The following is a 26,674-nucleotide window of genomic DNA, read 5'->3' as shown; positions in this document are numbered from 1 at the left end:
CAGTTCCACGTAGGTGGCCGGGCCGGTGCCGCCGAAGAAGTCGTCCGAATAGTAGACGCCGGCGCCGACGGTGGCCGGGCCGACCGGAACCGAACCGGCGGCCTTGAACTCAATGAAGTCCTGGTCCGAACCGGTCGGGGCGTTGATGTAGCCATAGTACAGGATGCCGAAGTCCAGGCTGACCGGGCCCAGTTGCGGGCGGACGCCGGCGTACAGGTCCAGTTCGAAATCGGTGTCGTTGCCGCTGCCGAAATCGACGTTCGACAGCCAGCCGCCGGCATAGACCAGGCCGCCGAGGGTGGCGTCGACGCCGCCCGAAATCTGCGGGCTCTCGTCGGTTTGGCTGACGCCGCGCCAGACGTAGTCGGTGGCTGCGCCGACGTTGAACGACAGGTCGAGCGCGCTTTCGTCCTGGGCGAGGGCGCCGCCGCTCATGGCGACGGTGGCCGCAGCGGCCAGAAGCGCGGTGGTGAGAGTCTTCATTAGCGTTGTATCCCCATTATTCGATCAGGCTCCAGCTGACCGTCGACCCGAGATCGCCATGCGGCTGACCGGCAGATCAACGTGAGCGGAGCTGATCACCTGTGCTGGGTATTCGCTGTTTGATTTTTGAGCGTTAACAAACCCTGGCGCCGCGCTTTTGGGCGAATGACTGTGCCTTTGGCGCCACGGGGCTCTTGCGAGTCAGGGTTTCACCCGAGTTTGCGTCGCGCCGAATGCTCAGCGCATCGCCATCGGCGCATAACCGAGGTGAGTGCCCGCATCGACCAGCAACGTCTCGCCCGTGACGTGCCGCGAACCTGGCGAGGCCAGGAACACTGCGGCGGCGGCGACGTCCTCGGCGGACGAGGCCGCCTTGAGCGGCGTATTGGCCGCCGCGCTTTCTCGCATCTTTTGGGCGCGCTCGGCGCCGACGCCCTTGTCGAACCAGGGCGTGTCGATAAAGCCGGGGCAGATCGCGTTGACGCGGATTTTCGGCGCCAGGGCGCGCGCCAGCGACAGCGTCATGGTGTTCATCGCCCCCTTGGAGGCGGCGTAGGGCACTGAGGAGCCAATGCCCGCGACGCCGGCGATGGACGATGTATTGACCACCGCGCCCGGACGCTCGCCGGCCTCGAGCAGGGCGCGGGCGGCGCGGGTCATCTGGAAGGCGCCTACGACGTTGACGCCGTAGAGGTTCAGGAAGTCCTCGGCGGAGACCGCTTCGAGATCGGCGTGGTTCGGCGCGAACTTGGTGACGCCGGCATTGTTGAACAGCGCGTCGATGCGCCCGAACGGTTCAGCCGCCGCGGCGATCTTGCGGCAGTCGGCGTCGCTGGCGACGTCGCCCTGCACCAGCACGGCCTGAGCGCCGTGCGCCTCGACCTGGCGAGCGGTTTCCTGGGCTTCGTCGGCGCTGCGCGCGTAGTTGATGACTACCGCCCGAGCGCCGCGGCTGGCCGTCTCAACCGCGATGGCGCGACCAAGCCCGGTTGACGCGCCGGTGACCACGACCACGAAGCCTTCGAAATCCGCGCCGGACATGCCGTTCTCCCCATTTGTCTGCTTACCTGCTTGCATAGCGGCTCGTTCGGTTGCCGCAAACCGTGCGGCGGGATAAATCCCGGCGATGGAAGAACTGCATCTGACCCAACTGGGCCGGGACGTTCGGGGCTTCGACAGTCCCGAGACCGCGGTCCTCGAGCGCGTCCCCAATCCGCAGAGCGACACGCTCTATCTGGCGAGGTTCACGGCGCCGGAGTTCACGTCGCTTTGTCCGGTGACCGGTCAGCCGGATTTCGCGCATCTGGTCATCGACTATGCGCCCGGCGACTGGCTGATCGAATCCAAGTCTCTGAAGCTGTATCTCGGCTCGTTTCGCAACCATGGGGCGTTCCATGAGGACTGCACCGTCGCCATCGGGCGCAAGATCGTCGAGATCGCCGCGCCGCGTTGGTTGCGCATCGGCGGCTATTGGTTTCCGCGTGGAGGCATCCCGATCGACGTCTTTTGGCAAAGCGGCCCGGCGCCGGAAGGGCTCTGGGTCCCAGATCAGGGCGTCGCCACCTACCGCGGCCGTGGTTGATTGAAGTTCTCGATCGATCCGGCGTTAACGATCCTGGTCCGGACGGTTGAAGGCCGTGATACGATCCGCGCTCGGAGAGTATTCACGCAGTCGAATACATCGTCATGGTTGTAGTTCGCGGAGGTCCTGAGCCTGCGGCCGGCTCAGGGCGGGCGGGCGAGAGCCGCGATTGACTAGCGGGCTGGTCGCCGGCGTGCTATGAGGACCGTGCCCATCTCTCCTCGGGCGTGTCACATCAGGCCGGGCAGCGGGCCATCGCTGTCCGGCCTTCGTGACTCTTCAGCTCAGGTATCCTGGGTCAGGGCTTCCAGACCGTGGTCAGCGCGACGCTATCGGGCCGCTCGCGTTCCATCGGCGGCTCCTTCGCCGTGCCGATGAAGATGAAGCCCGCGACGTTCTCTCCTGCACTGAGCCCCAGGATGGCTTTGGCCTGGTCGTCATAGGCGTACCAGTCGGTGATCCAGTTGGCGCCGTAGCCGAGCGCCTGGGCGCCATAGAGCAGACCCGTGCAAACCGCCCCGGCCGACAGAACCTGTTCCCATTCCGGAACCTCATGGGCCCGCGGGGCGGAAACCACCGCGATCCCCATCGGCGGAAGCTTCAACTTGGCGAGCTTGGCCGCGGCGCGCGCGTCGCCGCGCGACTGCGCCAGAGCTTCGAGGCGCGCGGCGTAGGCGGCCTTGTCCTCTCCGCGCAGCACGATGAAGCGCCAGGGCGCCAGCTTGCCATGGTCAGGCGCGCGGGCGGCCAGCCGGATCAAGGCGGCGACGTCGTCGTCGCCCGGGGCCGGCTCGGCCAGGGTGACCGCCGAGGCCGAACGGCGCGTCGCCAAAAAGCTCAGCAGTTCGGGGCAGGGGTGCTGGTTGACCGGGGCGCCGAACGACGGGGCTTCGGGAAGGGCAATGGACAAGACGGGCTTCTCGCTGGGATGAATGTTCGTCGGGGCCTTTATTGGGGGCCGCGGGCGCGATCTGCAAGGTTAGTTGAGAATATGTCGCAAAAACCGGCGTGGCTGACCGAGCATGGAAGGCCCTGGCTTCGTGGCGAATCCAAGGTCGCCTACGAGAACCCATGGATCCGGATCACTGAGCACGACGCCGTCGCGCCGACGGGAGCGGCCGCGTTCTACGGCGTGGTCGGGTTCCAGAACTACGCCCTGGCGGTGCTGCCGATCTATGCGGACGGCTCGGTGGTGCTGGTCGGGCAGCATCGGTTCCCATTTGCTGACTATAGCTGGGAAATTCCGGAGGGTGGCGGCCCCAAGGACGAGGATCCGCTGGCGGGCGCGCAACGCGAACTGGCCGAGGAGGCCGGGCTGGCGGCGGGCGAATGGCGCGAGATCCTGCGCGTGCAGTTGTCGAATTCGGTCACCGACGAGCTGGCGATCGGCTATCTGGCGACCGACCTGCGCCCGGCCTCGGAAACGGCTCACGCCGACGACACCGAGGACCTCGCCATGGTGCGAGTTCCGTTCCGCGAGGCGCTGGAGGCGGCGAGCGCCGGACATCTGCGTGACGCCTTAACGGTTGCCATGTTGCTTCGGGCGTACCACATGGCCCGAGAAGGGCTTTTGTCGGCGTCGCTCGCGCGCGCCATGCTAGGATAGGGGACCGCCTTTGGGACGGGAGGAGCCTTTGAGCCAGCGTCTGGAAGTGATCGACCCCTCGGCCGCGCCGCCGGTATGGGCCGCGCTGCGCATGGAATCTGAACGAGCCGCCAAGGCCGAGCCGGCGCTCGCCTCGCTGCTGAACGCCGTCGTGCTCAGTCACGACGACCTCGGCGGGGCGTTGTCGTATCAGTTGGCGCGCAAGCTGGGCGACCAGGAGCTGCGGGCGATGAGCCTGCGCGAACTGGCGGACGCCGCCTATCGCGCTGACCCGCGATTGGTCGATATCGCCGAAGCGGACCTCAAGGCCGTGTTCGAGCGCGACCCGGCCTGCAAGGGCTATGTCCAGCCGTTCCTGTTCTTCAAGGGCTTCCAGGCGCTGCAGACGCAGCGCGTGGCCCATTGGCTGTGGCATCAGGGCCGCGAGACGATCGCGCTCTATCTGCAGAGCCGCATGTCCGAAATTTTCCAGGTCGATATCCATCCGGCCACCAAGATCGGCTCAGGCGTGTTCATTGACCACGGCACCGGCATCGTCATCGGCGAGACCGCGGTGATCGGCAACGACGTCTCGCTGCTGCAGGGCGTGACCCTGGGCGGCACCGGCGCTGAGCGTGGCGACCGTCACCCGAAGATCGGCAACGGCGTGCTGCTGGGCGCGGGCGCCAAGGTGCTCGGCAACATCACCATCGGCGACTACGCCAAGGTGGCCTCGGGTTCGGTGGTGCTCAAGCCGGTTCCGCCGCACTGCACGGCCGCCGGCGTGCCCGCGCGGCTGGTCAACTGCCCGACCTGCGAGGAGCCGGCGCGCAGCATGGACCACACCCTGGCCGAGGCGGTCTACGACTACGTCATCTGAGGCGCGGGCGCCGGCGCGGCGTAGTAGTAGCGCCGCAGCAGGATGAATGCCGCGATGGTGCCGACCAGGCCCATCAGGATCGCCGCCCAGAACGGCGCGCCCGCCCAGAGCAGGGCGGCCGCCGTCAGCGCGCCCCCAGCTCCGCCCGCGTCCCAGCCGCCTTCGGTGGCGATGTGGAAGCGGAGCGGGCAGGGCGAGGCTTGCGAGAGATTGTAGACGGCGGTCATCATGGTCGGGGTGTAGAGCGCCACGACCAGCGCGCCCGCTGCGTTGGCAGCGATCGCGATCGCGGGATGGCCATATCCGGCTGCACGGGCGGCGATTACCGCCGCGGCCGTTCCGGCGGCCAGCCACACGGCGCGACGCCCATGCCCGGCATCGATGAAGCGGCCCAGCAATAGACCGCAGATCGCCCCGGCGACCGCGGCGACCGCCATCGCTCCGCCAAAGACGGCGAAGTTCTCGCCAAGCGATTTGAAGAGCGCGATCTGCCAGACGAATACATAGCCGGAGGCCATCCAGCCGTCGGCGACGAATAGCGCCACGCCAGGACGCGCTGACCAAAAGGCGTTCGGGGCCTCCAGCGCGATTGGAACCGCTGGCGTGAAGAACAGCGGTAGGGCCGATAGCACCAGTACGACGGCGGTGACGCCGAATGCGATCTCCGGTCCCACCGTGACCAGCGCCCACCCGGTCAGCAGCGGCGCGGCGATCCCGACCAAGGCCGCGATGGCTTCGCGCGCGCCGATCTGGTGACCGCGATGCTCGGCGTCGCCGAGCGAGGCGAAGTAGGCGTGATAGGTCGTCCAGTAGAACGTGTCGCCGATCGAAGAGACGGCGCAGAGCGTGAAGAGCGGCCAGCCGATCCCGTCCACCCGGGCCAGCAGCAGGTACTGGCCGGCGGTGAGGATCGTGCCGGCGATGACCATCGGCTTGAGGCCGAAGCGCTTGCAGAGCGGCAGCACCGCCGGCCGGATGAAGAAGCGGCCGATGAGGATCGCAGCCAGCGAGGCCAGGACCCCATGGGCCGGAACGCCGGCCCGCAGCAGGTAGACGGCGAAGAACGCGCCGCCGCCGCTCAGGGCGAGGGCGTGAATCCCATAGTGCAGATTGAGCAGATTGACGGTGGAGTTGCGGAAGAACGCCATGGCGGCTGTCTCGGAAGCAGTCGTGCGACAGGGCGACCCGGACGCTTGCAGCGCCGGTCGGCGAAGGTCAGTCGTCTAGGACGAGATCAGCCGGCCACTGGGGAGGTCTTTCGCGTTTTCCGCCAACGCGGTGCGGTCACTCTAGGCGCCGCCGAGCGCCGGGTTCAAGTCGCTTCGATCTCTGCCAGGGTGATGCGGTAGGCGCCGTCCAGCCAGGCGACGATCTCGCGCGCGGCGGGATGATCGAAGCCGGCGTAGCGCGGCCGCATCCGGCTCATGTTCTCATCGGTCAGGCGGTCGAGGCCGAAGCCCTGGAACTGGGTGAGGTTGCGCTCCACCGCCGCGGCGAGATCGTCTCCGAGCACCTGGCGCGCGGCGGCCTGGAAGGCGCGGACGTACTCGTAGGCCTCGCCCTGGGCATAGCTCTGCGCCAGCGTGATCGCCGGGATCAGCGACAATGTCGGCTGCAGGGCCGGATTGACCGCATGGCCGGCGATTTGCGGCCCGATGCTGGCGGGGCGGCCGGTGAACGCGCGCAGGTGCAGGAACGGCGACATCAACGGCCCGTCGTTGACCGGGTAGTTGTCCCACAGCAGCGGCTTGCGGCGCAGCTGGCGGCCGACCCGCTCCAAGTGGCCGGGGCTGAACTCGCGCGAGCAGACCTCTTCGCCGGTCCAGAACACCTCGATCGACGAATCCAGGCCCGCGCCGAGTTCTTCCAGATAGTTCGCAGGCCGCTGGCCGAACACGCGGTCGAGGATCGAATCGTCGGTGTAGTAGGAAGGACAGACGATCACCCGTTTCGCCGTGGTCCGCGCGGCGATCCAGTGGACGATCTCGACCTGGTTGGCGGCGAGGCCCGGCAGGTCGCCGCGCATGTCGTCGAACAGGATGGCCAGCTCGTCGAGCCCCAGGGCGTCCAGGTGCGCCAGCTTGGCGGCCAGCGCCTCTTGGGCGGCCGGCCCGAAGTCGCGATAGATCTCGTAAGGGCTGAGGCCCACTCCGAACCGCACCCCGGCCGCGCGGCAGAAGGCCGAGAAGGCCCGCAGTTCGTCGGCGGTCTCCTGTGGATGCGGCTCCTGCCAGCGGCGGCGCAGGAACGCGTCGGCCTTCGGCGCATAGAGGAAAAAGCGGTAGCCGTGCGGGACCAGCGCCTCGACCACGGCGCGGCGCTCCGCCCACGACCACGGCTTGCCGTAGTAGCCCTCAACCAGTCCCAGCTCGACGCCCGCCACGCGGTCCTCCCCCTCGTTTGACGGGCAGACTAGCGGGCGCGGCGGCCGCGTCCCCAGCTTTTTCAGGCGCAGGCGCTTTGCGGTGCGGCGCAAAACCCGTAGGTTCCCGCCGAAATCTACGAAGGAGCCCAGCGTGCTGGACGAAAAAGCTATCCGCCGTCTTGAAGGCCACCTGCGCGGCACCTTCGCCAACGCGCGGATCACGTTGGTCCCCCGTCCGAAGCAAAAGGACTCGGCCGAGGTCTATATCGGCGAAGAGTTCATCGGCGTCGTCTTCGAGGACGAGGACGGCGACGGCTCTTACATGTTTGAAATGGCGATCCTCGCCGAAGACCTGCCCTAAGCGCAGGTCGAGCGCCGGCCCCGGCATCCGGGGCCGGCCTCCACTACGGCGTCAGAGCACGCCCAGCATCTCGGCCACCAGCGGGTGGCGCACGATGTCGACGTCCTTCAGCCGCACGACCGCGATGTTCGAGATCTCCTCGAAGCGGTCGGCGACGGGACCCAGGCCCGAGAGCTCCGGCAGCAGGTCCGACTGGGCCGGATCGCCGGTCACCACCATGGTCGAGTGCCAGCCCAGCCGGGTCAGCAGCATCTTGAGCTGCCCGTAGGTGCAGTTCTGCGCCTCGTCGATGACCACGAAGGCGTTGTTCAGCGTTCGCCCGCGCATGAAACCGACCGGCGCGATTTCGATGGCGCCCTCGGCCATCAGCGCCCGCACCCGCTTCATCGACAGCCGGTCCGACAGCGCGTCGTAGAGCGGCCGCAGGTAGGGGGCGAGCTTGTCCTCGGCGTCGCCGGGCAGGAAGCCGATCGACTCGCCGGCCTCGACCGCCGGCCGCGAGAGCACGATGCGGCCGACCCGTCCGGCCTCCAGGGCCTCCACCGCCTTGGCGATCGCCAGATAGGTCTTGCCGGTCCCGGCCGGGCCCAGGGCCATGACCAGGTTCTTGGCGTCGATGGCGTCCATCAACGCCTGCTGGCCCGGCGATTTGGCTTTTATTGTCTTTAGATACCCCTGGTCGCGATCGTCATTGTGATGAGCCAAGGGGGACCACGCACGGTCCACCGGCAGACGGCGGACTTTCGCGTCATCCTCGAACTGGGCGGCGTCGAACGCGCCTTCGCGCAGTTGTCGCTTCAGAGCTCGCTTGGTCATCTAGGCCTCCATAGGGGCAAGAAAAAAGGGCGACGCCGCAATGGCTCGCCCTCCAGGATGGTTCGATTTTGCAGTGAGGCGGCGGCGTCGTGCGCTGCGGCCGGCGGGCCCGTCTTCGGCTCGTGATCCAGGCGGGCTGACCCGCCGAAGCAAACGCGACACCTTGCACCCCGCCCCAAACGCAGGCCACGAACCGGACGCCGACTCGCGGCGTGATGCGAAAGGGCTCTCGCCCCTCTCGAATCGCATCACTAGACTGATGCTAACGTGGTTTCTGAATCCTTAAATGGCTCATTTGATTAAATAAACGGGGTGTACGGATGAGTGTCTACAACTTGGGCGAAGTCGCCCCCGAACTGCCTAAAGAAGATGAATACTGGATCGCGCCGAACGCTGCCGTGATCGGCCGGGTGATTCTCAAGAAGAACGCGTCGGTCTGGTTCGGCGCGACGATTCGCGGGGACAACGATCCGATCACGATCGGCGAGAATTCCAACGTCCAGGACGGCAGCGTCCTGCACACCGACACCGGCTATCCGCTGACCATCGGCGCCAACGTCACCGTCGGCCACAAGGTCATGCTGCATGGCTGCACCATCGGCGACGGCTCGCTGATCGGCATCGGCTCGATCGTGCTGAACGGGGCCAAGATCGGGAAGAACTGCCTGATCGGCGCCAACTGCCTGATCACCGAGGGCAAGGAGATCCCGGACAATTCGCTGGTCATGGGCGCGCCGGGCAAGGTCGTGCGCGAGATTTCGCCGGAGCAGGGCAGGGCGCTGGCCGGCGGAGCCCTGCACTATGTCGAGAACTGGAAGCGCTACCGCGCCGGGCTGCGGCCCGTCTGAAGCGCTTGACCGACGTAGCGGCGCCCCGGCGAGCCTAGGCGCTGCATGACAAAGGGAGGATCCTCGATGGCCTATGAGTTCATCCGCGTGGACCGCGAGGGTCCGATCACCATCTTCACGCTCAACCGGCCGGAGGTGATGAACGCCCTGCATTCGCCGGCCCACTTCGAGCTCGACGACGCGTTCAACGCCTTCGCCGCCGATCCGGACCAGTGGGTCGGCATCGTCACCGGCGCCGGCGATCGCGCCTTCTCGGCCGGCAACGATCTCAAGCATCAGGCGACTGGCGGCGAGATGAAGTCGCCGCCGTCCGGCTTCGCTGGCCTGACCTCGCGTTTCGACCTGACCAAGCCGCTGATCGCGGCCGTCAACGGCGTGGCCATGGGCGGCGGCTTCGAGATCGCGCTGGCCTGCGACCTGATCGTGGCGGCCGACACCGCGACTTTCGCCCTGCCGGAGCCGCGGGTCGGCCTAGCCGCCCTGGCCGGCGGTCTGCACCGCCTGCCGCGGATGATCGGCCAGAAGCAGGCCCTGGGCATGATTCTCACCGGCCGCCGCGTCAGCGCGGCCGAGGGCCAGGCGCTGGGCTTCGTCAACGAGGTGGTTCCGCAAGCCGAGCTGCTGGCCGCCGCCCGCCGCTGGGCCGGCCAGATCTGCGAGCTGTCGCCGATGTCGATCCGCGCCTCGAAGGAGGCGGTCTACAAGGGGCTGGACGAACCCACCCTGGAGGCGGCGATCAAGGGCCAGAACCGCTATCCGGCGGTGAGCGCGCTCTTCAAGTCCGAGGACTTCGTCGAAGGACCGATGGCCTTCGCCCAGAAGCGCGCCCCGGCCTGGAAGGGGCGCTAAAGCGCAGCTAATCACGTTCACTGAACTAGTTCAGTGAAGCTTGACTCCCTCTGGCGCGGGGCGAATGGTTAACGCGCCTAGAGGGAGCCTGCCGTGATGAAGTCATTGTCGTGGTGCGGTCCGGTCGCCGCAGCGTTGGCGTTGCTTGCGACCCCGGCCCTGTCCGCCCAGGTGGTGGACCTTTCGCTCACCGATCCGGATGTCGACGGCTTCATCTACGCTTCCGGCGCCTTCGACTGGCCGCCGGAAGGCCACAGCGCCACCGCCACCCTGACATTCAGCGGCCTGGCGCTGATCGATGCGGTCTTCACCGGCAACGTCGAAGAGCGGAAGACTTGGTGGGACGAGGCGATCGGCGGGGTCTGGGGCAACGAGTACTCGCTGGCCTATGACTGCTCGCTGACCGGCGGCTGCGTCGTCGTCACCAGTCCCGGGACGGCGAGCGGCGTCCTGAGCACGCCGCTCGGCTTCGATCGCCCCTGCACGCCGACCACGCTCGGCGACTGCAGCTCGCACTTCTTCCCGCAGTTCGCGACCTTCGACGGCGTATTCCGCGTCTCCCCAGCAGCGCGCGCGCCGTATTCGGTAAGCCTGACCATCAGCGACTTCACCGCGGTGCCCGAACCGGCCGGCTGGGCGATGATGATCGTGGGCTTTGGCCTGGTCGGGAGCATGCTGCGGCGCTCGCGGCGCGGATTCGCCGCCGTCTAGCTGGCCGACCGCCGGTTTTCATGCATGTCGCATGGGAACGGAGCGCCACCCCGGTTATTGCTTGCGCCAGACCTGTCAGTGGAGGCGCGTATGGCGGACAAATCCCGGATCGGCTGCGAGAGACTGCGCGCCAAGGTGACGGACGCGCAGACGGCGGCCGGCCTGATCGCGTCGGGCTCGACCGTCGCGATGAGCGGCTTCACCGGCTCGGGCTATCCGAAGGCCGTCCCGCTCGCCCTGGCCAGCCGCATCGAGGCTGAGCACGCCGCGGGGAACAAGTTTCAGGTCCGCGTTTGGACCGGCGCCTCTACCGGCCCAGAACTGGACGGCGCGCTGGCCAAGGCCGACGGCATCGAGTTCCGGCTGCCCTACAATTCCGACCCCATCGCCCGCGAGAAGATCAATCGCGGCGAGATGGAGTATTTCGACATGCATCTCAGCCAGGTCGCCCCGATGGCCTGGCAGGGGTTCCTCGGTCCGCTCGACACGGCGGTGATCGAGGTGTCGGGCATCCGCCCGGACGGCTCGCTGATCCCGTCGTCGTCGGTCGGCAACAACAAGACCTGGCTGGACCGCGCCAAGCAGGTGATCCTTGAGGTCAACAGCTGGCAGAACCCGGCGCTGGAGGGGATGCACGACATCTACTACGGCACGGCCCTGCCGCCGAACCGCGTGCCGATCCCGCTGGTGAAACCTGACGACCGCATCGGCGAGGCCTACTTCCGCTGCGATCCCGACAAGATCGTCGCCATCGTCGAGACGCAGGCCCCTGACCGCAACCTGCCGTTCTCGCCGCCCGACAACGTCGCCGCGGCCATCGCCGGCCACCTGCTGGAGTTCCTTGAGCAAGAGGTCGCCAAGGGGCGCCTGCCAGAGAACCTGCTGCCGCTGCAGTCGGGCGTCGGCAACATCGCCAATGCGGTGCTCGCCGGGCTGCTGAACAGCCGTTTCGAGAACATGACCGCCTATACCGAGGTCCTGCAGGACGGGATGCTGGACCTGATAACCGCCGGCAAGCTGCGCATGGCCTCGGCTACCGCCTTCTCGCTGAGCCCGGAGGCCGCGGCCGGCCTCAACGACAACATGGCCTTCTATCGGGACAAGCTGATCCTGCGTCCGCAGGAGATCAGCAACCACCCCGAACTGATCCGCCGCCTGGGCTGCGTGGCCATGAACGGCATGATCGAGGCCGACATCTACGGCAACGTGAACTCGACTCACGTCATGGGCTCGCGAATTCAGAACGGCATCGGGGGCTCGGGCGATTTCGCGCGCAACGCCTACCTTTCAATCTTCGTGACGCCCTCCACGGCCAAGGGCGGCAAGATCTCGGCGATCGTGCCCCAGGCCAGCCATGTCGATCACATCAACCAGGACGTCCAGGTGATCGTCACCGAGCAGGGCCTGGCCGACCTGCGCGGCCTCTCGCCCAAGCAGAAGGCCGAAGTGATCATCGCCAACTGCGCCCACCCGGACTATCGGCCGGCGCTCGCCGACTACTACGCCCGCGCCCGCCTGCACGCCTACGGACAGCAGTCGCCCTCGCTGCTGAACGAGGCGCTCTCCTGGCACCAGCGGTTTATCGAGACCGGCTCGATGCGACCCTGACAGGCTGCTGACACTCTGCTGGCAGCAGCGGTCGGCTAATCCCGGCGCGGCTTAAGCAGGAGGATCGGCCAATGAGCTCGGCGCACGACTTCGACTTCAATCACGGCGACTGGGATGTGACGAACCGGCGGCTGAAGGTCCGCGGTATCGGCTCCGACGACTGGGACGTCTTCCCGTCCTACGAAAAGGCCCAGGTGCTGATGGGCGGCATGGTCTCGATCGACGAGAGCGATTTCCCGACCAAGGGCTTCAAGGGGATGACCCTGCGCCTCTACGATCCAGCCCAGAACCAGTGGGCGATCTATTGGATCAACTCCAAGGACGGCCAGCTGCAGCCGCCGGTTTACGGACGCTTCGAGAACGGCAAGGGCGTTTTCGCAGGCGACGACATGGACGATGGCCGGCCGGTAAAGGTGCTCTTCGACTGGAGCGGTACGGACACCGACACGCCGCGCTGGAGCCAAGCCTTCTCGTATGACGACGGGGCGACCTGGGAGACCAACTGGATCATGGAGTTTCGCCGCCCGGTCCGTTGAAGCTTGACCGCATGGCGCCGAAACTGCGGCGGGATCAGGCCGCAAGAAAGCCCCACGAATCTAGAACTTACGACGCGAGGGAGCGCCCGGAGGGGGACCCCTGTCCCCCAATCCGGACGGAGGCGTCATGGCTGCGCAAATCGACAATTCGCCCAGTTCTGCAGGGCATGCGACGTGAGCACCGAGACGTTCGATCTGCCCAAAATCCGGGTGCGTGGGCGCAGCATCATGGCGTTGATCCTGGCGCCCGAAGCGCCCTTCGCGCAGTGGTTCGCGGCCCTCGATGAGCAGATGCACGCCTCGGCCGCGCTGTTCGACAACCGACCCATCGTGGTCGACCTGGGGGCGGCGCTGGAGAGCGTCGGGCCCGAAGCTGTGCTGGTGGCGCTCGACGGGCTGAGCGCGCGCGGCCTCAAGCTGATCGGCGTCGAGGGGCTGCGCCCGGCGGCGCTGGGCGGTACGCCGTGGTCGCATCTGCCGACCAACCTGCATGGCAATGTCGCGCGCAAGGCCCGCAGCGATGTCGCGGCCGCGGTCGCGCCGGAAGCGTCTGATGCGCCTGCGCCCGTTTCCCCCTCCTTGCTGATCGATCGGCCGGTGCGATCCGGCCAGTCGGTGATCTTCGAGGAGGGCGACGTGACCATCGTCGGCCCTGTCGCCTCGGGGGCTGAGGTCATCGCCGGGGGCTCGATCCATGTTTATGGCGCGCTGCGCGGCCGGGCTATCGCCGGCCTGCGGACCGGCGCCGAGGCCCGCATCTTCTGCCGCCGGCTCGAGGCCGAGCTGGTGGGCGTCGATCACTTGTATCGGACGGCCGAGCACTGGGGGCCTGACCTCCACGGCCAGGCCGTCCAGGTCCGCTGCGACCGTGGGGCGCTGCGCCTCTCGGCGCTCGGCTAGTTGAGTTGCTCGTCGTGGGGCGAGGGGAAGGAACGGTGAGTCATGTCCAAGGTTGTCGTCGTCACGTCGGGCAAGGGGGGCGTGGGCAAGACCACGTCCTCGGCGTCGCTGGGGGCAGCGCTGGCCCAGGCGGGCCAGAAGGTGGTGGTGGTCGATTTCGATGTCGGCCTGCGTAACCTCGACCTGGTCATGGGCGCAGAACGGCGGGTGGTGTTCGATCTCGTCAACGTCGTCCAGGGCGACGCCAAGCTGGCCCAGGCCCTGATCCGCGACAAGCGTGTCGAGACGCTCAGCCTGCTGCCGGCCTCGCAGACCCGCGACAAGGACGCCCTCACTGAGGAAGGCGTCGGGCGAGTTATCGACGATCTGCGCGAGCAGTTCGACTGGGTGATCTGCGACAGCCCCGCCGGCATCGAGAAGGGTGCGACCCTGGCCATGCGCTTCGCCGACCTGGCGGTGGTGGTGACCAATCCCGAGGTCTCCTCGGTGCGTGACTCCGACCGCATCATCGGCCTGCTCGACTCCAAGACCCAGCGCGCCGAAAGCGGCGATCGGATGGAAAAGCAGCTGCTGCTGACGCGGTACGATCCGGCCCGCGCGGCCAGAGGCGAGATGATGAGCGTCGAGGACGTGTTGGAGATCCTGGCGATCCCGCTGCTGGGCATCGTCTCGGAAAGTCCGGACGTCCTCAGCGCCTCCAACGTCGGCTGCCCGGTGACTCTGCACAATCCCGGTTCGCCGGCCGCTCAGGCCTATAGCGAGGCCGCGCGCCGGTTGATGGGCGACAATGTCGCCGTCAGCGTCCCCAAGGAACGTCAGAGCTTCATGAGCCGGCTGTTCGGCCGCAAGGCGGTCGCATGAGCCTCCTGAATTTCTTCGGCAAGGGGCGCCGCTCGGCCCCGGTGGCGCGCGATCGGCTGCAGCTACTGCTTGCTCATGAGCGCGGGCTCGGCGGCGGCGAAGACCTCGCCGCCATCCTGCAGCAGGAGATCCTGGCGGTGATCGCCAAGCACATCGCGATCGATCGCGACCGGGTGGTGGTCAAGCTTGACCGGGGCGATCAGGTCTCGACCCTGGAGATCGACATCGAGATGCCCGAGACGGCGCTGCCGAAGAGCTAGCGGCCCGCGCCCGCGGCCAAGGCTTTCGGCTCGGCCTCGGCCAGCGCGACGTCGAAGCGGGCGCTGGTGCCGGCGCCCAGCTTGCTTTCCAGCTCCAGGCTGCCGCCGTGCCGCTCGATGAGGTCATGCGACAGCGCCAGGCCCAGGCCCCAGCCTTCGGCCCGGGTCACGCGATCGCCCATCTGCACGTACGGGCGGCCGAGGATCGCCAGGTCTTCCTCGCGGATGCCCTGGCCGAAGTCGCGGACGCAGATCACCAGCCGTCCGTCCTTCACCTTCGAGGACACCTCGACGAGGCTGGAGGGCGGCGAGAACTTCACCGCATTGGCCAGCAGGTTGATCAGGATCTGCTTCACCGCCCGCTGGTCGACGTGGACCGGCGGCCAGTCGCCGGGCTCCATCACCACCGTCACGCCGGCGTCGATCGACAGGCCGCGGACCAGCCGCAGCGCCTGTTCGACGATTTCGCGGCTGGATGCAGACGCCGGCGAGAGCTCGATCTGTCCGGCCTCGATCTTGGCGGTGTCGAGCAGGTCCGTGACCAGGTCGCTCAGGTGCGAGCCGGCGATCTCGATGGACTGGGCGTAGTCGAGATACTTCGGATGCCCCACCGGCCCGAAGGCCTGGCGCGCCATCATCCCTGAGAAACCGACCACGGCCGTCAGCGGCGAGCGCAATTCGTGGGTCATGGTCGCCAGCAGCAGGGTGCGGGCGGACATCGCCTCTTCGGCCGCCCGGCGGGCGAGCTCGGCTTCGCGCAGCAGCGCGTTGCGGCTGGCCATCACGCCGGCGACGATGATCGGGGCCAGGGCCACCAGCATCACGCCCAGGCGCAGCGACATCAGGTCAAAGCCCATCACCGACGCAAAGCCCAGCGAGGCTGAAGCGGTCGACAGGAACAGCAGGCTCCAGACGGCGAAAGACAGCGTCAGCAGGGTCGTGGCCGCCAGGCTGTAGGTGAGCGCGCACCAGAGCAGGGTGGGAACCGGGAAGGCGAGGGCGCCCGGCCCACCGACCGACGGCACCATCGCCAGGCTGACCAGGTAGAGCGCCAGCGGTGCGATGACCCGCAGCTGCGGCCGGGTCGTGAAGGTCCGCACGAACCAGCACTTCAGCTCCGACGGGCGTGGGAAGGTCAGCGCCACCGGCAGCACGACGATGTAGTTGGCCAGTTCCGTCGCCAGCCAGATGAAGAAGCCGCTGATCGGATCGCGATGGAAGATCAGGGCGTTGACCGCCGCTCCCAGCACGCTGGTCGCGGCCGAGGCGGCCAACGCAATCAGCATGACCGAGAGCAGCGAGCCAGGGCGCTGCAATTTCCGGTCTTCAGGCGGCAGCCGTTTGAACAGCAGGTAGCCGGTCAGGACGCCGGCAAGGTTGCCGGCGGTGAGCAGCAGCGTGCGCGTCCAGCCGCTGCCGGTGATGGCGTCGGCCGCGATCAGGCTGGCCGCCGCCGCCAGCCAGCCGGCCGGAGTCGCCAAGTCCGGGCGCCGCACCAGCAGGCCGAGCAGCACGGCGTTCGCTGCCCAAAATGTGCTGAGATGCCCGCTGGGCCGCAGCAGGATTCCCACTATCGCCGCGATAAAGACGATCGCGCCGACAGTCAGGCCGGCGGTCACCTGATGGTGCAGGCCTCGGACGAAGCGATGTTCGCCTCCAGCCGAGGCCGTCTGCTGGGCGCTCATAGGACTGTCGTTAGGACCAGATTGCCGCCGAAGTCCATTGGCGCATGAAACTCAATTGCACTCAAGGCGTCATCCCGTCCGGCAGATTCCTGAAGGGAAGGCGTCTGAAACCTGCCGTTGGGGCGCCCAAAAACAAGGTTCTGCGGCTCTTGTCTCGGGCCCGGCCTTCGGCCAGTGTGCGGCTAACTTAACAGTGTTTAGGGACGGAACACATGGATCGCTTCGACTACGTCATCATTGGCGCGGGGTCCGCCGGATGCGTGCTCGCCAACCGGTTGACGGAGGATCCTCAGGTCAAGGTGCTGCTGCTCGAAGCGGGCGGCAAAGACAGCTCGATTCTGGTCAAGATGCCGGCCGGCGTCGGCGCACTGATCGGCAAGCCTGGGACCTACAACTGGGGCTTCTGGACCGAGGCCGAGCCGAACCTGGAAGACCGCAAGCTGTGGTGGCCGCGCGGCAAGGGCTGGGGCGGGTCGTCGTCGATCAACGGCATGATCTACATCCGCGGCCACGCCCGCGACTACGACCAGTGGCGCCAGATGGGCCTGCAGGGCTGGTCGTACCGGGACGTGTTGCCCTACTTCAAGCGCTCGGAAAGCCTCGAGGGCGGCGGCGACGACTGGCACGGCGGCGCAGGCCCGTTGAAGGTCTCCAAAGCCTCGACGCCCAACCCGATCTACTCGGCCACGGTCGAGGCGGGACGCCAGGCCGGCTTCAAGGTCACCAGCGATTTCAACGGCTTCCAGCAGGAAGGCTGGGGGGCCTACCAACTGACCATCCATGACGGCCAGCGCTGGAGCGCCGCCCGCGGCTATCTGCATCCGGCCCTGTCGCGCTCGAACCTGACCTGCATCACCGGTGCGCGGACCAGCAAGATCGTCATCGAGAACGGCCGCGCCACCGGGGTCGAGTACATCGACGCCAAGTCGGGCCAGAAGCACGTCGTGCATGCCGACAAGGAAGTGCTGCTGTCGGCCGGCGCGGTGCAGTCGCCGCAGATCCTGCAGCTGTCGGGCATCGGCGACCCCGAGGAACTCGGCAAGTTCGGCATCCCGGTGGTCAAGGCGCTGAAGGGCGTCGGCGCCAACCTGCAGGACCACCTTGACGTGACCATGTCCTGGGAATGCCCGCAGCCGATCACCGCCCACTCGCTGCGCAAGGGCCTGATCAAGACCCTGGCCATCGGCATGAACTACGCCTTCTTCGGCAAGGGGCTGGGCCGACAGCAGTTTCTGGAATCGGGCGCCTTCCTGAAGTCGCGGCCTGATCTCGACCGCCCCGACCTGCAGATCCACACCGTCGCCGCGATCATGCAGAACCACGGCAACACCGCCGTGCCCAAGGACGGGTTCACCTTCCACGTCTGCCAGCTGCGCCCGGAAAGCCGCGGCCGGGTCGGCCTGCGCTCAGCCAATCCGACCGACGATCCGGCGATCTTCGCGAACTACCTCGCCACCGAGGAGGACCGTCGCGCCCTGCGCGAGGGCGTGCGGATGATGCGCAAGGTCGCCGCCCAGTCGGCGCTCGACCCCTACCGCACCGAGGAGCTGTTCCCGGGCAAGGACGTCGAGACCGACGAGCAGATCGACGCCTGGATCCGCAAGCACGCCGAGACGATCTATCACCCGGTCGGCACCTGCAAGATGGGGGCGGACGGCGATGAGATGGCGGTGGTCGACGGCGAGCTGAAGGTGCGCGGCATCGAAGGTCTGCGCGTGGTCGACGCCTCGGTCATGCCGACACTGGTCGGCGGCAACACCAACGCGCCTACGATCATGATCGCCGAGAAGATCTCGGACGTGATCCGCGGCCGCGCCGCGCTGCCGGCGGAGGACGCGCCGGTCTACGAGGACGACCAGAAGGCCGCTTAGCGCTATCATTTGGCCCTCCCCGACCGGGGAGGGCCTTTTTCTTTATTTTTTCAATAATTTCATGGGAGGCGACGATGGAACTGCGCAAGCTGGGCAAGTCCGATTTGAAAGTCGCGCCGCTGGTGCTCGGCGGCAATGTGTTCGGGTGGACGGCCGACGAGGCCACCTCGTTCAAGCTGCTCGACGCCTTCGTGGCCGGCGGTTTCAACATGGTCGACACCGCCGACGTCTATTCGCGCTGGGCCCCGGCCGGCGGCGGCGCGTCCGAGACGGTCATCGGCAAGTGGCTGGCGCAGGGCGGCAAGCGCGACAAGATCGTGCTGGCCACCAAGCTCGGCTCGGAAATGGGCGAGGGCATGAAGGGGCTGTCGGCCAAGTACATGGTCGAGGCGGTCGAAGCCTCGCTCAAGCGTCTGCAGACCGACTACATCGATCTCTACCAGTCGCACCGCGACGATCCCGACACTCCGCAGGAAGAGACCGCCGAGGCGTTCGATCGCCTGGTGAAGGCCGGCAAGGTGCGCGCCATCGGCTCGTCGAACTTCACGCCCGAACGCCTGAAGTCGGCGCTGGAGATCAGCGAAGCCAAGGGCCTGCCGCGCTACAACAGCGAGCAGCCGCTCTACAATCTCTACTCGCGCGACGGTTTCGAGAACGGTCTGCAGCAGGTCTGCATCGACAACGAGGTCGGGGTCATTCCGTACTACGGCCTGGCCTCCGGCTTTCTGACCGGCAAGTACCGGACCGACGCCGACCTCTCCAAGAGCCCGCGCGGCCAAGGCGTGAAGCGGATGATGGACGCGCGCGGCATGCGCATCCTGGCCGCGCTGGACGAAGTCTCGGCCGCACGGACCGCCTCGCAGGCGCAGGTCGCCCTGGCCTGGGTCATGGCCCAGCCTGGTCTGACCGGCCCGATCGCCTCGGCCACCAGCCTCGAACAGCTCGACGAGCTGATGGGGTCGGCCCGGCTGACGCTGACGGCCGAGGACCTGGCGACCCTCAACAAGGCGTCCGCCGTCGATTCTTGAGAAAACGACCGATCGTGCTAAACTGCGGCGCATGAAAAAAGGCGCCGCGACACGAGATGCCATTGTCGGGCGGGCCCTCCAGCAGGCCGTTGCGGTCGGACTGGAGGGGCTGTCGCTCGGCCCGCTGGCCGACAGTCTGGAACTATCCAAGAGCGGCCTGTTCGCTCACTTCCGCTCCAAGGAAGCGCTGCAGCTGGCGGTGCTGGAGGAAGCGATCGCGCGGTTCAGCAGCCGGGTGGTCGAGCCCAGCCTGGCCATGCCGCGCGGCCGGGCGCGCATGGACGCGCTGCTCAGCCGTTGGTTCGACTGGCTGGAGGGCGAACCGGACATGCGCGGCTGCATTTTCGCGGTCTCGGCCCAGGAGTACGATGACCGACCCGGCGCCATCCGCGACCGGCTGGTTGAGTCACAGCGCGAGTGGCACGAGACCTTGGTTCGCGTGGCCGCGGACCTGCCGAAGGCCGGCAAGGCGCCGCCTGACTACTGCCGGCAGATCGTCTTCGAACTGGTGGGCGTCAGCTTGGCGTTCCAGCAGCAGGCCAAGCTGTTCCGTGCCCCCAACGCCCGCGCGCGGGCCGAAGAGGCCGTCTCCCGGATACTCGACGACGCCGGCGAAGCAATCTGAACCTCAGGCGACCCAGCGGCCGTCGAGGGTCGCTAGGCGCAGGCGGTGAGTTTCCTCGTTGGCGGGGCCCACGCCTTGGACCTCGCGGACGAACAGCTGGCGGATCGGCTCGTCGCGCAGGGCGGCGACCAGCGAGATCGGCTGATAGAGGCCCAGGAAGCGCTCGGGCGAGCGCGGCCCGCCTGCAATCGGGGCGAACAACAGTTCCAGCTCGAGCGTTGCGGTGTCGCTCAGGGCGTCAATGCGCGCGACCACCGGCTCGGGGCGGCGGCGGCCGGTCTCGAGAGCGGTCTGCACCTCGTGGCGGCCAAGTGGATCGAGCAGGGTCAGGAAATTGCGCCCACGCAGATCGCGCTGGTGCAGTTCGGAAACCAGCCCGCCTGACAGCCGCACGGGGTACATCCCTGAGGCCTCACGGCCCAGCATGAAGGCCTGCGGCGCCAGCTTGGCGAATTCCGTAGGATCGAGGTCGGCGCGCACGGGCAGGCCCGAAACGCCGCTCTTGCTGCGCCAGTAGTCGATCATCTGCTGCGTGTTCGAATGGAACATCTCGACGCCTCCGATGCGGCCGTCGGCGACCGCATGGGGCTTGCAAGCAAAATCGGGCCAACTCGTTTACGTGCCAGAACGGGACGCGTCGGCGGCTACATCGACTAGGCCTCGAAGAACTGAAAGCCGCAGTTGAGGGGCGAGGGCGCCGCCACGTGCAGCCGCCCACTTGATTGCACCGCCGCCAGATCGGCGGCCAGCGCCGAACGTGTGGCTTCCAGCGACCGAACGCGAACCCGGACGGCGCAGTCGACGCCTTCGCCAAAGGCGTGGCGGAACGCAGCTGGCTCCCAGTACTCAAAGCCGCCCAGGTCAAGAACGCGGCCCGCGGCCGGCGCGAACGGGCTCGGCTGCGCGCCCGCGAAGATCAGGCCTGCCGCCTCGATCGCGGCGTTCGGGTGGGCGAACCAGTCGGGCAGGGCGTCGACACAGGGATCGGCGTGCTCGATGAGCGCCAGTCCCAGCGGGCTGATCCGCTCGCGGATCGAGATCAGCCTGAACGGCTGGTGGGCGGGCCTATCCTCCCAGCGGCGGACGAGCCGGTAGGCCGGCAGTTGGCGCAAGTCGCCCAACTCCGCGGCGGTCGCGTCGAGGTCGGCGGTCAGGAAGAGGACACTGGCCGGGCCGACCGCGGGCGGCGCGCCAGGCGCCTGCAACAGGTCGAACCAGCCGCGCTGCAGGAAGACGCAGCGGTTGTTCCAGCGGGCCGTGGGATCGTCGGGAGAGGTGTAGAAACTCGGCGGCGAGACGGTGAATCCCAGCGCGGCGAAAGCCGCAGCCAGCGCGGGCAGGTCCGGAGCCTGAAATGGGATGTGGTCCAGCGCCAGCATGCTCGCCCCCTTGCGGGCGCGATCTTGGCGCCTCGCGGTCGAGGCGCAAGTCGTGACGACGGGGTCGCTGATACGGGCGAGACCCCCCGACTGCCGTTCCAGTCCCGCGACAGCGCCGCGGATTCGCCGGCAGATAGAGCCAGCCCGCTGACAGCTTGACCATATGACGCTATGCCGCGCTCGGCGCGACGATCGGCGCCGTTCCCCTATTTGCGGCCCGGCACGACTTCCAGCATCCACATGCTCTCGTCCTTCAGCACCGCTTCGGCGGCGCGCTGCACGTCGGCAGCGGTAACCCTTTCGGTGCCAGGGATCAGCCCGCGCGTGGCGTCCAGGCGGCGCGGGTCGCTCTGCGCGCCGGACAGTTCGGAAAGCCAGTAGCCGTTGGTCTCGCGGGCCTTTTCGATCTGATCGATCCGCGGCTTCTTGGCGCGGGACAGCTCGTCGGCGCTGATTGGCTTGTCACGCAGGTCGGCGGCGATCTTCTTCACGTCGGCGAAGAAGTTCGGCAGCTTGGCCGGCGGGATCTCGACGCTGGCCGAGACATAGCCCCAGCGCGGCCAGACCATGCTGTGGCTGTAGGCCACGCTGGGCGAGTAGGTCGCGCCCTGCGCCTCGCGCAGTTCCTCGACCAGCCGCAGCTCCAGAACCTCGCCCAGCACCGCGGTGTCGCGAGCCCGCTGCGGGTCTGCAAAGAAGTCATTGGTGCGCCAGGCGATGTAGCCGATCGACTGGTCGGCGCGACCTTTGTGGGTCAGCACCACCGGTTTCTGCACGCCGTCAGGGAAGCCGACCTCGCGTTGCGTCGCCGGGATCTGGGTTCCTGGGCGGGGCGGCAGCGCCCCCAGCGTGCGTGCGACCGTCTCGGTGGCCTTCTCGACGGTGGTGTCGCCAACGATCACCACCTCGATCGGCCCGTCGGCCAGGGCGGGGGCGACCATTTTCTTGAAGTCGTCCAGCTTGGCGTCGGTGATCTGCTCGCGCGTCGGGAACGCCCACCGCTTATCGCCGTCGCGCAGCAACAGCGCCAGATCGCGGTTGAGCACGCCGGAATCGGTGGACTCGTACTGGTCGTTGGCGGTCTGGAACGCGCTCTGCAGGCGCTTGAACGCCTCGGCGCGCCAGCCGGGCTCGGCGACATAGGCGGTCAGCACCTGAAGCTGGACGTCCAGGTCCTCAGGGCGCGTGGTGCCGCTCAGGACGAAGGCGTCGTCGGTCACGCCGAACTGCGCGCCGTAGACGCGGCTGGCGAGCACGCGCTCCATGTCTTCGGCGTTGATCTGCTTGAGGCCGCCTTCGATGTACGCTCCCGCGGCCCATCCCAGGCTCTGCGCATCCTTTGGCAGGTCGAGCCGGCCGTCGCCGACGTTCACCCGCACCAGCACTTCGTCGTCCTTGAAGCGGGTCGGCTTGATGGTCAGGCGCACCCCGTTCTCGAAGCGGACGAAGGTGGTGTCGAAATCCGGCGCATCCTTGGTTTCGACGACCTTCCCGGCGCCGCCGAACGAGGTGTAGGGCCAGGCGACTTCGGCGGCGGCGGAAGGCTCGGCGACCGCCACCTTGCGAGAAGCTTCCAGCTCGGCCAGCACGCTTGCCTCACCGCCCTCGATGGGGCGGGGCGAGGCCATGAACAGCAACGGCCCTTCGCCGCCGAAGCTCGCTTTCAGCGCGGCGGACACCTGTTCGGCCTTCAGATCCTTCACGGTCTGCTCGAACAGAGCCAGGTCTTGGCTCGGATCGGTGACCACTTCGCGGTCGCTCAGCGAGGCGACGATCTCACCCGCCAACTGGCCCGGCGTGCGGGTAGCCGCGCCCGCGGCGTCCGCTTTCAGGTTGGCGCGATATTCGGCGATCTCGCGGTCCAGTTCGTCCTGGCGCACGCCGTACTGCACGGCGCGCCGCTGCTCCTGCTCGGCGGCGGCGAGGGCCTCGCGCCAGCGGCCGGGTTCGGCGTTGACGATCAGCAGCGTGGATTCGGCCGCGTCATACTCGTTGTTCTTGAAGACGCCGGCCGCCAGGAACGGCGGCTGGCCGTCGCGGGCCAGGCGCTGCAGGCGCCGGTTGACCACAGAAAAGCCGAGCTGCTCGACGAGGTCGGATTTGCGCTTGGCGAGCGTGTCCGCGGCGAGGTCCGGCTTACGCATCCAGGCGATCTGCATCGACAGCGGCGCGCCGGCCTCGATGACCAGCTTCGCCTCAGTCTTGCGTGGTTGGACGGGACCCAGGTTCGGGGCCTCGCCGGCTGGGCCGCTCGGCGTCCAGTCGCCGAACTTGGCCTTGATCTTGGCTTCCATGGCGTCGACGTCAAAGTCGCCGACGACCACCAGCGCGGCGCGCTCGGGGCGATAGTATCGGTTGTAGAAGTCGGTGAACTCGGAGGCCGGCGCAGTCTCCAGAACTTGAACCTGACCGATCGGGTAGCGCGTCGGCGGACGTTGGCCCTTCAGGAAGAAGCCCAGTCTCTCCTGATAGATGCGGTAGGGCGGGGTGTCGCGCGCGCGCTCCTCGGACAGCACGACGCCGCGCTCGCGGTCGATGGCGCCCTGGTCGAGGGTCAGGTTGCCGGCCGCCTCGCGCATCAGCATCAGCGCCGTATCGACGGTCTCGTCGTTCGTGCGCGGCAGGTCGAGCTTGTAGATCGTCTCGTCGAAATTTGTGGAGGCGTTGGTGTCGGCGCCGAAGGCGAGACCCAGTCGCTCGAGGATCTTGATCATCTCGCCTTCCGGGACCGCCTTGGATCCGTTGAAGGCCATGTGCTCGAGGAAGTGAGCCAGCCCTTGCTGGGCGTCGGTCTCCATCAGCGATCCGGCGCCGATGCGCAGCCGGATCGCCGCCTGGCCCGGGGGGATCGTCTGCTTGCGGATCGCATAGCGCATACCGTTGGGCAGCGCGCCGAAGCGAATAGTGGGGTCAGGGGCGACGTCGGACCGGGCCTGCGCCCATTCACCCGGCTTCAGCGCCGCCGGCGCCGCTTCCGCCGCCGCCTTGTCGCGGCCCAGCTTCGGGAAGGGGAAACTGGAGGCGTCCGCGGGCAGGGACAGGGCGATAGCAAGCACGGAGGCCGCGCCGAAGAGACGTCGCATCAGGTGTTACGGATCCGAGACCAGTTGAGCTGGCACCATGCACAGGCGAGCGTGGCCTTCGCAAGGCGGGGTTGCGGCGCAGAACGGCGGCTATTGGCCGGAAGAGCGGCTGACGTGGCGGGCGAAGGCGTCGCCGACGGCGTTGGTCCGAACCAGTCGAGCCAGGGCAGAGCTGCAAAGGCTGCTGCGGCCCTTGCCCTTGGGGGGTCGCGTGCCGAAAAAGACGACGGTCCCTCGCACATTGCGCTCAGACTGAGTGAACTTGAGTGTATCTAGGGCGCTGACCCTCGCGATTGGATACGGCGAGCGCAGCAAGGTGAACGCTGGCCTCCATCTTGGCCGGGTGCGGAGTGCGGATTTTGAGCGACGACGAGCGGCAGCCGATCTTCAACGCCCCTTGGCCGGCGGTCGTGGCCACGCTGGTCATCGTGCTCGGATATCTGGTGCAGACGTTTCTGCCGCAGAACTGGCTGCTGGCGAACTTTGCGTTCTCCTCGGCCGCCTTCGAGCAAGGGCGTTGGCCGCTGCTGTTCACCGCCATCTTCTTGCATGGCAGCTGGGCCCACGCGCTGATGAACGGGGGGGCGGCGCTGGCCTTCGGCACGCCGGTCGCGCGCTACTTCGGCGCCACCACGCGCGGGGCGCTGATCTTCCTGGTCTTCTACCTGCTGTGCGGCGGGCTCGCGAGCTTAGGCTACGGCCTGGTCAATCCCGGCAGCACGACGCTGATGATCGGGGCCTCGGGCGCGGTGGCCGGACTGGTCGGCGCCGCCGCGCGCCTCATCGGGCGTCCGACCCCTGGCCCGTTCCTCAGCTCTCCGGTGATCAGCATGACGCTTGGCTGGATCGCGGTGAACCTGATGCTGGCCCTTGTCGGCTTCGCGCCGGGCCTGGGCGGCGCTGGGGTGGCTTGGGAGGCGCACATCTTCGGCTACATCGCCGGCCTGCTGCTGATCGGCGCGTTCGGCCGGGTGGCGGGCGCTCAGCAAGCTTGACGTTTTCGCGAGAACGTTGATTTCGCTGGCGTCCTGCGCGACGCTTACCTGACGGTATCAGGGAGAACGTGCAGATGCTTGTGTCTCAGATCCTCAAGGCCAAGGGCGACCTCGTATTTACGGTCGGCCCGGCGGAGACCGTCGGTGCGATCTGCGCCCTGCTTCATTCCCGCAGGGTGGGCGCAATGGTGGTGCTGGACGGAGACCGCGTGGTCGGGATCGTGTCGGAGCGCGATCTGGTGAGCGCGGTGGCCCGCGAAGGCGCCGGGGCGCTCGATCGGCCGGTCAGCAGCGTCATGACCCATGACGTGATCTTCGCCGAGCCGAGCGAAACGGTGAATTCCCTGCTCGGACGCATGACCGATCGTCGGATCCGCCACCTGCCGGTCTGCGTGTCCGACCGCCTGGTCGGCATCGTCTCGATCGGCGATCTCGTGAAGTGGAAGATCTCCGAGGTCGAGGCCGAGGCCGACGGATTGAAGGCCTACATCGCGACGGGCTGACGGCGTCGCCGCTGGGGATCTATATGTGCGCGAACACTTCCGCGCCGGCTGAGGCTGCGGCGTCGGCCAGGCTGTAGCCTTCCAGAACCTCCGAGGTTGCGTCTCGCGCCTTGAGTAGAGCCTCGCGCAGAGCGCAGGTCGCCAGATCCGGACAATCCTCGCACTTGCGGAAGGAGAGGCGGCTGACGCAGGGCGCCAGGGCCAGCGGCCCGTCGATGACCCGGATCACCTCGGCGAAGCTGACCTCGGCGGGGCCGCGCGCGAGGGTGTAGCCGCCGAACTTGCCGCGGCGGCTGACCACGATCCGGTTGCGCGCGAGCTCCAGCAGAATCGCCTCGAGGAACTTGCGCGGGGCGTCGGCGCGGACCGCCAACTCCCCGGAAGTCACCTGGGCGCCTTCCGCGCGCGCCAGTTCGACGAGTGCGCGCAGCGCGTAGCGGGCCTTTTGCGAGAGCATTGGTTCTATATGTCTCCTGGTCTCGTCCCTTAAATGACGCCGCGAGGCTTTCTACAAGGTGTGCGAGGCCTGTTCAGCGACGCGTCGGCGTCGAGATTGCGTGGTCCGCACCGGGTTCTCACCATCAAGTTCATTGAAGCGTCATGAGCGCTGTTGACTCCCTCAAGGCAGGGGCCTAGACAGCCGCCTCCTCGGACGGGTCGCCGCCGGGGCGGACTGAAGAGATCCCTTGGATCACTTGGGTTTGCCTAGGGCGAAACGGTTGAGGGGCGATCCGTTTTCGGATGTTTTCCGGTTCTTCCGGAGCCTTCGAAAAGAAGCTGAAAAAGCCGGGTTGACGAGGACGGGGCGGCCCTTTAGACAGCCGCCTCCCTGGACGGGGACGCCGCCGAGACGAACTGGA

28 protein-coding genes are annotated in these 26,674 nt (G+C 67.5%); 17 read left to right on the top strand and 11 right to left on the bottom strand.

Annotated features, from left to right (window positions below; all coding sequences use genetic code 11):
• Positions 1 to 483 (bottom strand): TorF family putative porin (locus C0481_RS21060; RefSeq protein WP_293407631.1); only part of this gene is annotated, 483 nt, incomplete at its 3' end.
• Positions 484 to 720: 237 nt separating this feature from the next.
• On the bottom strand, positions 721 to 1,560 hold the full coding sequence (locus C0481_RS21055) for an SDR family NAD(P)-dependent oxidoreductase (protein ID WP_293407629.1): 840 nt from the start codon (positions 1,558 to 1,560) through the stop codon (positions 721 to 723).
• A gap of 49 nt (positions 1,561 to 1,609) precedes the next feature.
• Here C0481_RS21055 and queF point away from each other — a divergent pair, with 49 nt between their 5' ends.
• A complete protein-coding gene (gene queF / locus C0481_RS21050; protein ID WP_267230373.1) occupies positions 1,610 to 2,065 on the top strand; it encodes a preQ(1) synthase in 456 nt (151 codons plus the stop codon).
• 298 nt (positions 2,066 to 2,363) lie between these two features.
• On the opposite strand, the gene C0481_RS21045 is transcribed toward queF, so the two are convergent.
• The gene (locus C0481_RS21045) at positions 2,364 to 2,975 is read right to left on the bottom strand and encodes a nitroreductase (RefSeq protein ID WP_293407626.1); all 612 of its coding nucleotides are present in this window, start codon (positions 2,973 to 2,975) and stop codon (positions 2,364 to 2,366) included.
• Positions 2,976 to 3,056: 81 nt separating this feature from the next.
• Here C0481_RS21045 and C0481_RS21040 point away from each other — a divergent pair, with 81 nt between their 5' ends.
• Complete coding sequence (locus C0481_RS21040) at positions 3,057 to 3,671, top strand: NUDIX hydrolase (RefSeq protein WP_293407624.1); 615 nt, start codon at positions 3,057 to 3,059, stop codon at positions 3,669 to 3,671.
• Positions 3,672 to 3,699: 28 nt separating this feature from the next.
• Positions 3,700 to 4,530, top strand: a complete 831-nt coding sequence (gene cysE / locus C0481_RS21035; RefSeq protein WP_293407621.1) for a serine O-acetyltransferase — start codon at positions 3,700 to 3,702, stop codon at positions 4,528 to 4,530.
• Here the strand turns inward: cysE and C0481_RS21030 are convergent.
• Together C0481_RS21030 and C0481_RS21025 are read right to left on the bottom strand one after the other, a co-directional pair.
• Complete coding sequence (locus C0481_RS21030) at positions 4,518 to 5,678, bottom strand: MFS transporter (RefSeq protein ID WP_293407619.1); 1,161 nt, start codon at positions 5,676 to 5,678, stop codon at positions 4,518 to 4,520. The two genes, cysE and C0481_RS21030, sit on opposite strands and share 13 nt — an antisense overlap.
• Before the next feature lie 164 nt (positions 5,679 to 5,842).
• Positions 5,843 to 6,913: a beta-N-acetylglucosaminidase domain-containing protein gene (locus C0481_RS21025; protein ID WP_293407617.1), complete on the bottom strand. Its 1,071-nt coding sequence runs from the start codon at positions 6,911 to 6,913 to the stop codon at positions 5,843 to 5,845.
• A gap of 136 nt (positions 6,914 to 7,049) precedes the next feature.
• On the opposite strand from C0481_RS21025, the gene C0481_RS21020 reads away from it, so the two are divergent.
• Positions 7,050 to 7,256, top strand: a complete 207-nt coding sequence (locus tag C0481_RS21020) for a DUF3126 family protein (RefSeq protein WP_183773873.1) — start codon at positions 7,050 to 7,052, stop codon at positions 7,254 to 7,256.
• A 51-nt stretch (positions 7,257 to 7,307) separates the two neighbouring features.
• Here the strand turns inward: C0481_RS21020 and C0481_RS21015 are convergent, their stop codons facing one another.
• The gene (locus C0481_RS21015; RefSeq protein WP_183773747.1) at positions 7,308 to 8,072 is read right to left on the bottom strand and encodes a PhoH family protein; all 765 of its coding nucleotides are present in this window, start codon (positions 8,070 to 8,072) and stop codon (positions 7,308 to 7,310) included.
• A gap of 320 nt (positions 8,073 to 8,392) precedes the next feature.
• Here C0481_RS21015 and C0481_RS21010 point away from each other — a divergent pair, with 320 nt between their 5' ends.
• The 8 genes from C0481_RS21010 to minE all read left to right on the top strand — a co-directional run bounded on the left by C0481_RS21010 (position 8,393) and on the right by minE (position 14,645).
• Positions 8,393 to 8,920: a gamma carbonic anhydrase family protein gene (locus C0481_RS21010; protein WP_293407614.1), complete on the top strand. Its 528-nt coding sequence runs from the start codon at positions 8,393 to 8,395 to the stop codon at positions 8,918 to 8,920.
• 66 nt (positions 8,921 to 8,986) lie between these two features.
• On the top strand, positions 8,987 to 9,769 hold the full coding sequence (locus C0481_RS21005) for an enoyl-CoA hydratase-related protein (protein WP_293407612.1): 783 nt from the start codon (positions 8,987 to 8,989) through the stop codon (positions 9,767 to 9,769).
• Between the two features lie 96 nt (positions 9,770 to 9,865).
• Positions 9,866 to 10,480: a PEPxxWA-CTERM sorting domain-containing protein gene (locus tag C0481_RS21000; RefSeq protein ID WP_293407610.1), complete on the top strand. Its 615-nt coding sequence runs from the start codon at positions 9,866 to 9,868 to the stop codon at positions 10,478 to 10,480.
• 90 nt (positions 10,481 to 10,570) lie between these two features.
• A complete protein-coding gene (locus tag C0481_RS20995; RefSeq protein WP_293407608.1) occupies positions 10,571 to 12,088 on the top strand; it encodes an acetyl-CoA hydrolase/transferase family protein in 1,518 nt (505 codons plus the stop codon).
• 71 nt (positions 12,089 to 12,159) lie between these two features.
• The gene (locus tag C0481_RS20990) at positions 12,160 to 12,624 is read left to right on the top strand and encodes a DUF1579 domain-containing protein (RefSeq protein ID WP_293407606.1); all 465 of its coding nucleotides are present in this window, start codon (positions 12,160 to 12,162) and stop codon (positions 12,622 to 12,624) included.
• Between the two features lie 174 nt (positions 12,625 to 12,798).
• On the top strand, positions 12,799 to 13,524 hold the full coding sequence (gene minC, locus C0481_RS20985) for a septum site-determining protein MinC (protein WP_293407603.1): 726 nt from the start codon (positions 12,799 to 12,801) through the stop codon (positions 13,522 to 13,524).
• Positions 13,525 to 13,566: 42 nt separating this feature from the next.
• Complete coding sequence (gene minD, locus C0481_RS20980) at positions 13,567 to 14,385, top strand: septum site-determining protein MinD (protein ID WP_293407601.1); 819 nt, start codon at positions 13,567 to 13,569, stop codon at positions 14,383 to 14,385.
• Positions 14,382 to 14,645 (top strand): cell division topological specificity factor MinE, encoded by a 264-nt coding sequence (gene minE / locus C0481_RS20975; RefSeq protein ID WP_293407599.1) that lies wholly within the window; start codon positions 14,382 to 14,384, stop codon positions 14,643 to 14,645. Before minD ends, minE begins: the two co-directional genes overlap by 4 nt.
• Here minE and C0481_RS20970 read toward each other — a convergent pair.
• Positions 14,642 to 16,330 carry a sensor histidine kinase gene (locus C0481_RS20970; protein ID WP_293407596.1) on the bottom strand — a complete coding sequence of 563 codons (1,689 nt, stop codon included), beginning with the start codon at positions 16,328 to 16,330 and terminating at the stop codon, positions 14,642 to 14,644. The genes minE and C0481_RS20970 overlap by 4 nt on opposite strands.
• A gap of 212 nt (positions 16,331 to 16,542) precedes the next feature.
• Here C0481_RS20970 and C0481_RS20965 point away from each other — a divergent pair, with 212 nt between their 5' ends.
• The 3 genes from C0481_RS20965 (at position 16,543) to C0481_RS20955 (ending at position 19,854) form a co-directional block, all read left to right on the top strand.
• Positions 16,543 to 18,201, top strand: coding sequence for a choline dehydrogenase (locus tag C0481_RS20965; protein WP_293407594.1), 1,659 nt, complete (start codon positions 16,543 to 16,545; stop codon positions 18,199 to 18,201).
• Positions 18,202 to 18,275: 74 nt separating this feature from the next.
• Positions 18,276 to 19,229, top strand: a complete 954-nt coding sequence (locus C0481_RS20960; RefSeq protein ID WP_293407592.1) for an aldo/keto reductase — start codon at positions 18,276 to 18,278, stop codon at positions 19,227 to 19,229.
• 31 nt (positions 19,230 to 19,260) lie between these two features.
• A complete protein-coding gene (locus tag C0481_RS20955; RefSeq protein WP_293407590.1) occupies positions 19,261 to 19,854 on the top strand; it encodes a TetR/AcrR family transcriptional regulator in 594 nt (197 codons plus the stop codon).
• Positions 19,855 to 19,857: 3 nt separating this feature from the next.
• Here C0481_RS20955 and C0481_RS20950 read toward each other — a convergent pair whose 3' ends face one another.
• From C0481_RS20950 to C0481_RS20940, 3 genes are all read right to left on the bottom strand, one after another.
• Positions 19,858 to 20,403, bottom strand: a complete 546-nt coding sequence (locus tag C0481_RS20950; protein ID WP_293407588.1) for a PAS domain-containing protein — start codon at positions 20,401 to 20,403, stop codon at positions 19,858 to 19,860.
• Positions 20,404 to 20,507: 104 nt separating this feature from the next.
• Entirely contained in the window at positions 20,508 to 21,233 is a 726-nt protein-coding gene (locus C0481_RS20945; RefSeq protein ID WP_293407586.1) for a VOC family protein, read from the bottom strand.
• A 206-nt stretch (positions 21,234 to 21,439) separates the two neighbouring features.
• The gene (locus C0481_RS20940) at positions 21,440 to 24,316 is read right to left on the bottom strand and encodes a M16 family metallopeptidase (RefSeq protein ID WP_293407583.1); all 2,877 of its coding nucleotides are present in this window, start codon (positions 24,314 to 24,316) and stop codon (positions 21,440 to 21,442) included.
• Between the two features lie 359 nt (positions 24,317 to 24,675).
• Here C0481_RS20940 and C0481_RS20935 point away from each other — a divergent pair, with 359 nt between their 5' ends.
• Complete coding sequence (locus tag C0481_RS20935; RefSeq protein ID WP_293407581.1) at positions 24,676 to 25,311, top strand: rhomboid family intramembrane serine protease; 636 nt, start codon at positions 24,676 to 24,678, stop codon at positions 25,309 to 25,311.
• A gap of 74 nt (positions 25,312 to 25,385) precedes the next feature.
• Entirely contained in the window at positions 25,386 to 25,814 is a 429-nt protein-coding gene (locus C0481_RS20930) for a CBS domain-containing protein (RefSeq protein ID WP_293407574.1), read from the top strand.
• A 19-nt stretch (positions 25,815 to 25,833) separates the two neighbouring features.
• Here C0481_RS20930 and C0481_RS20925 read toward each other — a convergent pair whose 3' ends face one another.
• Complete coding sequence (locus tag C0481_RS20925) at positions 25,834 to 26,271, bottom strand: Rrf2 family transcriptional regulator (RefSeq protein WP_293407571.1); 438 nt, start codon at positions 26,269 to 26,271, stop codon at positions 25,834 to 25,836.
• Positions 26,272 to 26,674: the final 403 nt, after the last annotated feature.

The sequence above is a fragment of the Phenylobacterium sp. genome, assembly GCF_013822795.1.
Classification (GTDB): Bacteria; Pseudomonadota; Alphaproteobacteria; order Caulobacterales; family Caulobacteraceae; genus Phenylobacterium.
The sequence above is the reverse complement of the archived record's forward strand: the minus strand, read 5'-3'. Positions and strand labels throughout refer to the sequence as shown.

Excerpts from the sequence above, each read along its gene's own strand:
- C0481_RS20930 (WP_293407574.1), top strand. The coding sequence starts at position 25,386 with ATGCTTGTGTCTCAGATCCTCAAGGCCAAGGGCGACCTCGTATTTACG.
- C0481_RS20950 (WP_293407588.1), bottom strand. The coding sequence starts at position 20,403 with ATGTTCCATTCGAACACGCAGCAGATGATCGACTACTGGCGCAGCAAG.
- C0481_RS20965 (WP_293407594.1), top strand. The coding sequence starts at position 16,543 with ATGGATCGCTTCGACTACGTCATCATTGGCGCGGGGTCCGCCGGATGC.
- minD (WP_293407601.1), top strand. The coding sequence starts at position 13,567 with ATGTCCAAGGTTGTCGTCGTCACGTCGGGCAAGGGGGGCGTGGGCAAG.
- C0481_RS21005 (WP_293407612.1), top strand. The coding sequence starts at position 8,987 with ATGGCCTATGAGTTCATCCGCGTGGACCGCGAGGGTCCGATCACCATC.
- C0481_RS20990 (WP_293407606.1), top strand. The coding sequence starts at position 12,160 with ATGAGCTCGGCGCACGACTTCGACTTCAATCACGGCGACTGGGATGTG.
- C0481_RS20995 (WP_293407608.1), top strand. The coding sequence starts at position 10,571 with ATGGCGGACAAATCCCGGATCGGCTGCGAGAGACTGCGCGCCAAGGTG.
- C0481_RS21010 (WP_293407614.1), top strand. The coding sequence starts at position 8,393 with ATGAGTGTCTACAACTTGGGCGAAGTCGCCCCCGAACTGCCTAAAGAA.
- C0481_RS20960 (WP_293407592.1), top strand. The coding sequence starts at position 18,276 with ATGGAACTGCGCAAGCTGGGCAAGTCCGATTTGAAAGTCGCGCCGCTG.
- C0481_RS20955 (WP_293407590.1), top strand. The coding sequence starts at position 19,261 with ATGAAAAAAGGCGCCGCGACACGAGATGCCATTGTCGGGCGGGCCCTC.
- C0481_RS20970 (WP_293407596.1), bottom strand. The coding sequence starts at position 16,330 with ATGAGCGCCCAGCAGACGGCCTCGGCTGGAGGCGAACATCGCTTCGTC.
- minE (WP_293407599.1), top strand. The coding sequence starts at position 14,382 with ATGAGCCTCCTGAATTTCTTCGGCAAGGGGCGCCGCTCGGCCCCGGTG.
- C0481_RS21030 (WP_293407619.1), bottom strand. The coding sequence starts at position 5,678 with ATGGCGTTCTTCCGCAACTCCACCGTCAATCTGCTCAATCTGCACTAT.
- C0481_RS21015 (WP_183773747.1), bottom strand. The coding sequence starts at position 8,072 with ATGACCAAGCGAGCTCTGAAGCGACAACTGCGCGAAGGCGCGTTCGAC.
- C0481_RS20925 (WP_293407571.1), bottom strand. The coding sequence starts at position 26,271 with ATGCTCTCGCAAAAGGCCCGCTACGCGCTGCGCGCACTCGTCGAACTG.
- C0481_RS21055 (WP_293407629.1), bottom strand. The coding sequence starts at position 1,560 with ATGCAAGCAGGTAAGCAGACAAATGGGGAGAACGGCATGTCCGGCGCG.
- queF (WP_267230373.1), top strand. The coding sequence starts at position 1,610 with ATGGAAGAACTGCATCTGACCCAACTGGGCCGGGACGTTCGGGGCTTC.
- C0481_RS21000 (WP_293407610.1), top strand. The coding sequence starts at position 9,866 with ATGAAGTCATTGTCGTGGTGCGGTCCGGTCGCCGCAGCGTTGGCGTTG.
- C0481_RS20940 (WP_293407583.1), bottom strand. The coding sequence starts at position 24,316 with ATGCGACGTCTCTTCGGCGCGGCCTCCGTGCTTGCTATCGCCCTGTCC.
- C0481_RS21040 (WP_293407624.1), top strand. The coding sequence starts at position 3,057 with ATGTCGCAAAAACCGGCGTGGCTGACCGAGCATGGAAGGCCCTGGCTT.
- C0481_RS20945 (WP_293407586.1), bottom strand. The coding sequence starts at position 21,233 with ATGCTGGCGCTGGACCACATCCCATTTCAGGCTCCGGACCTGCCCGCG.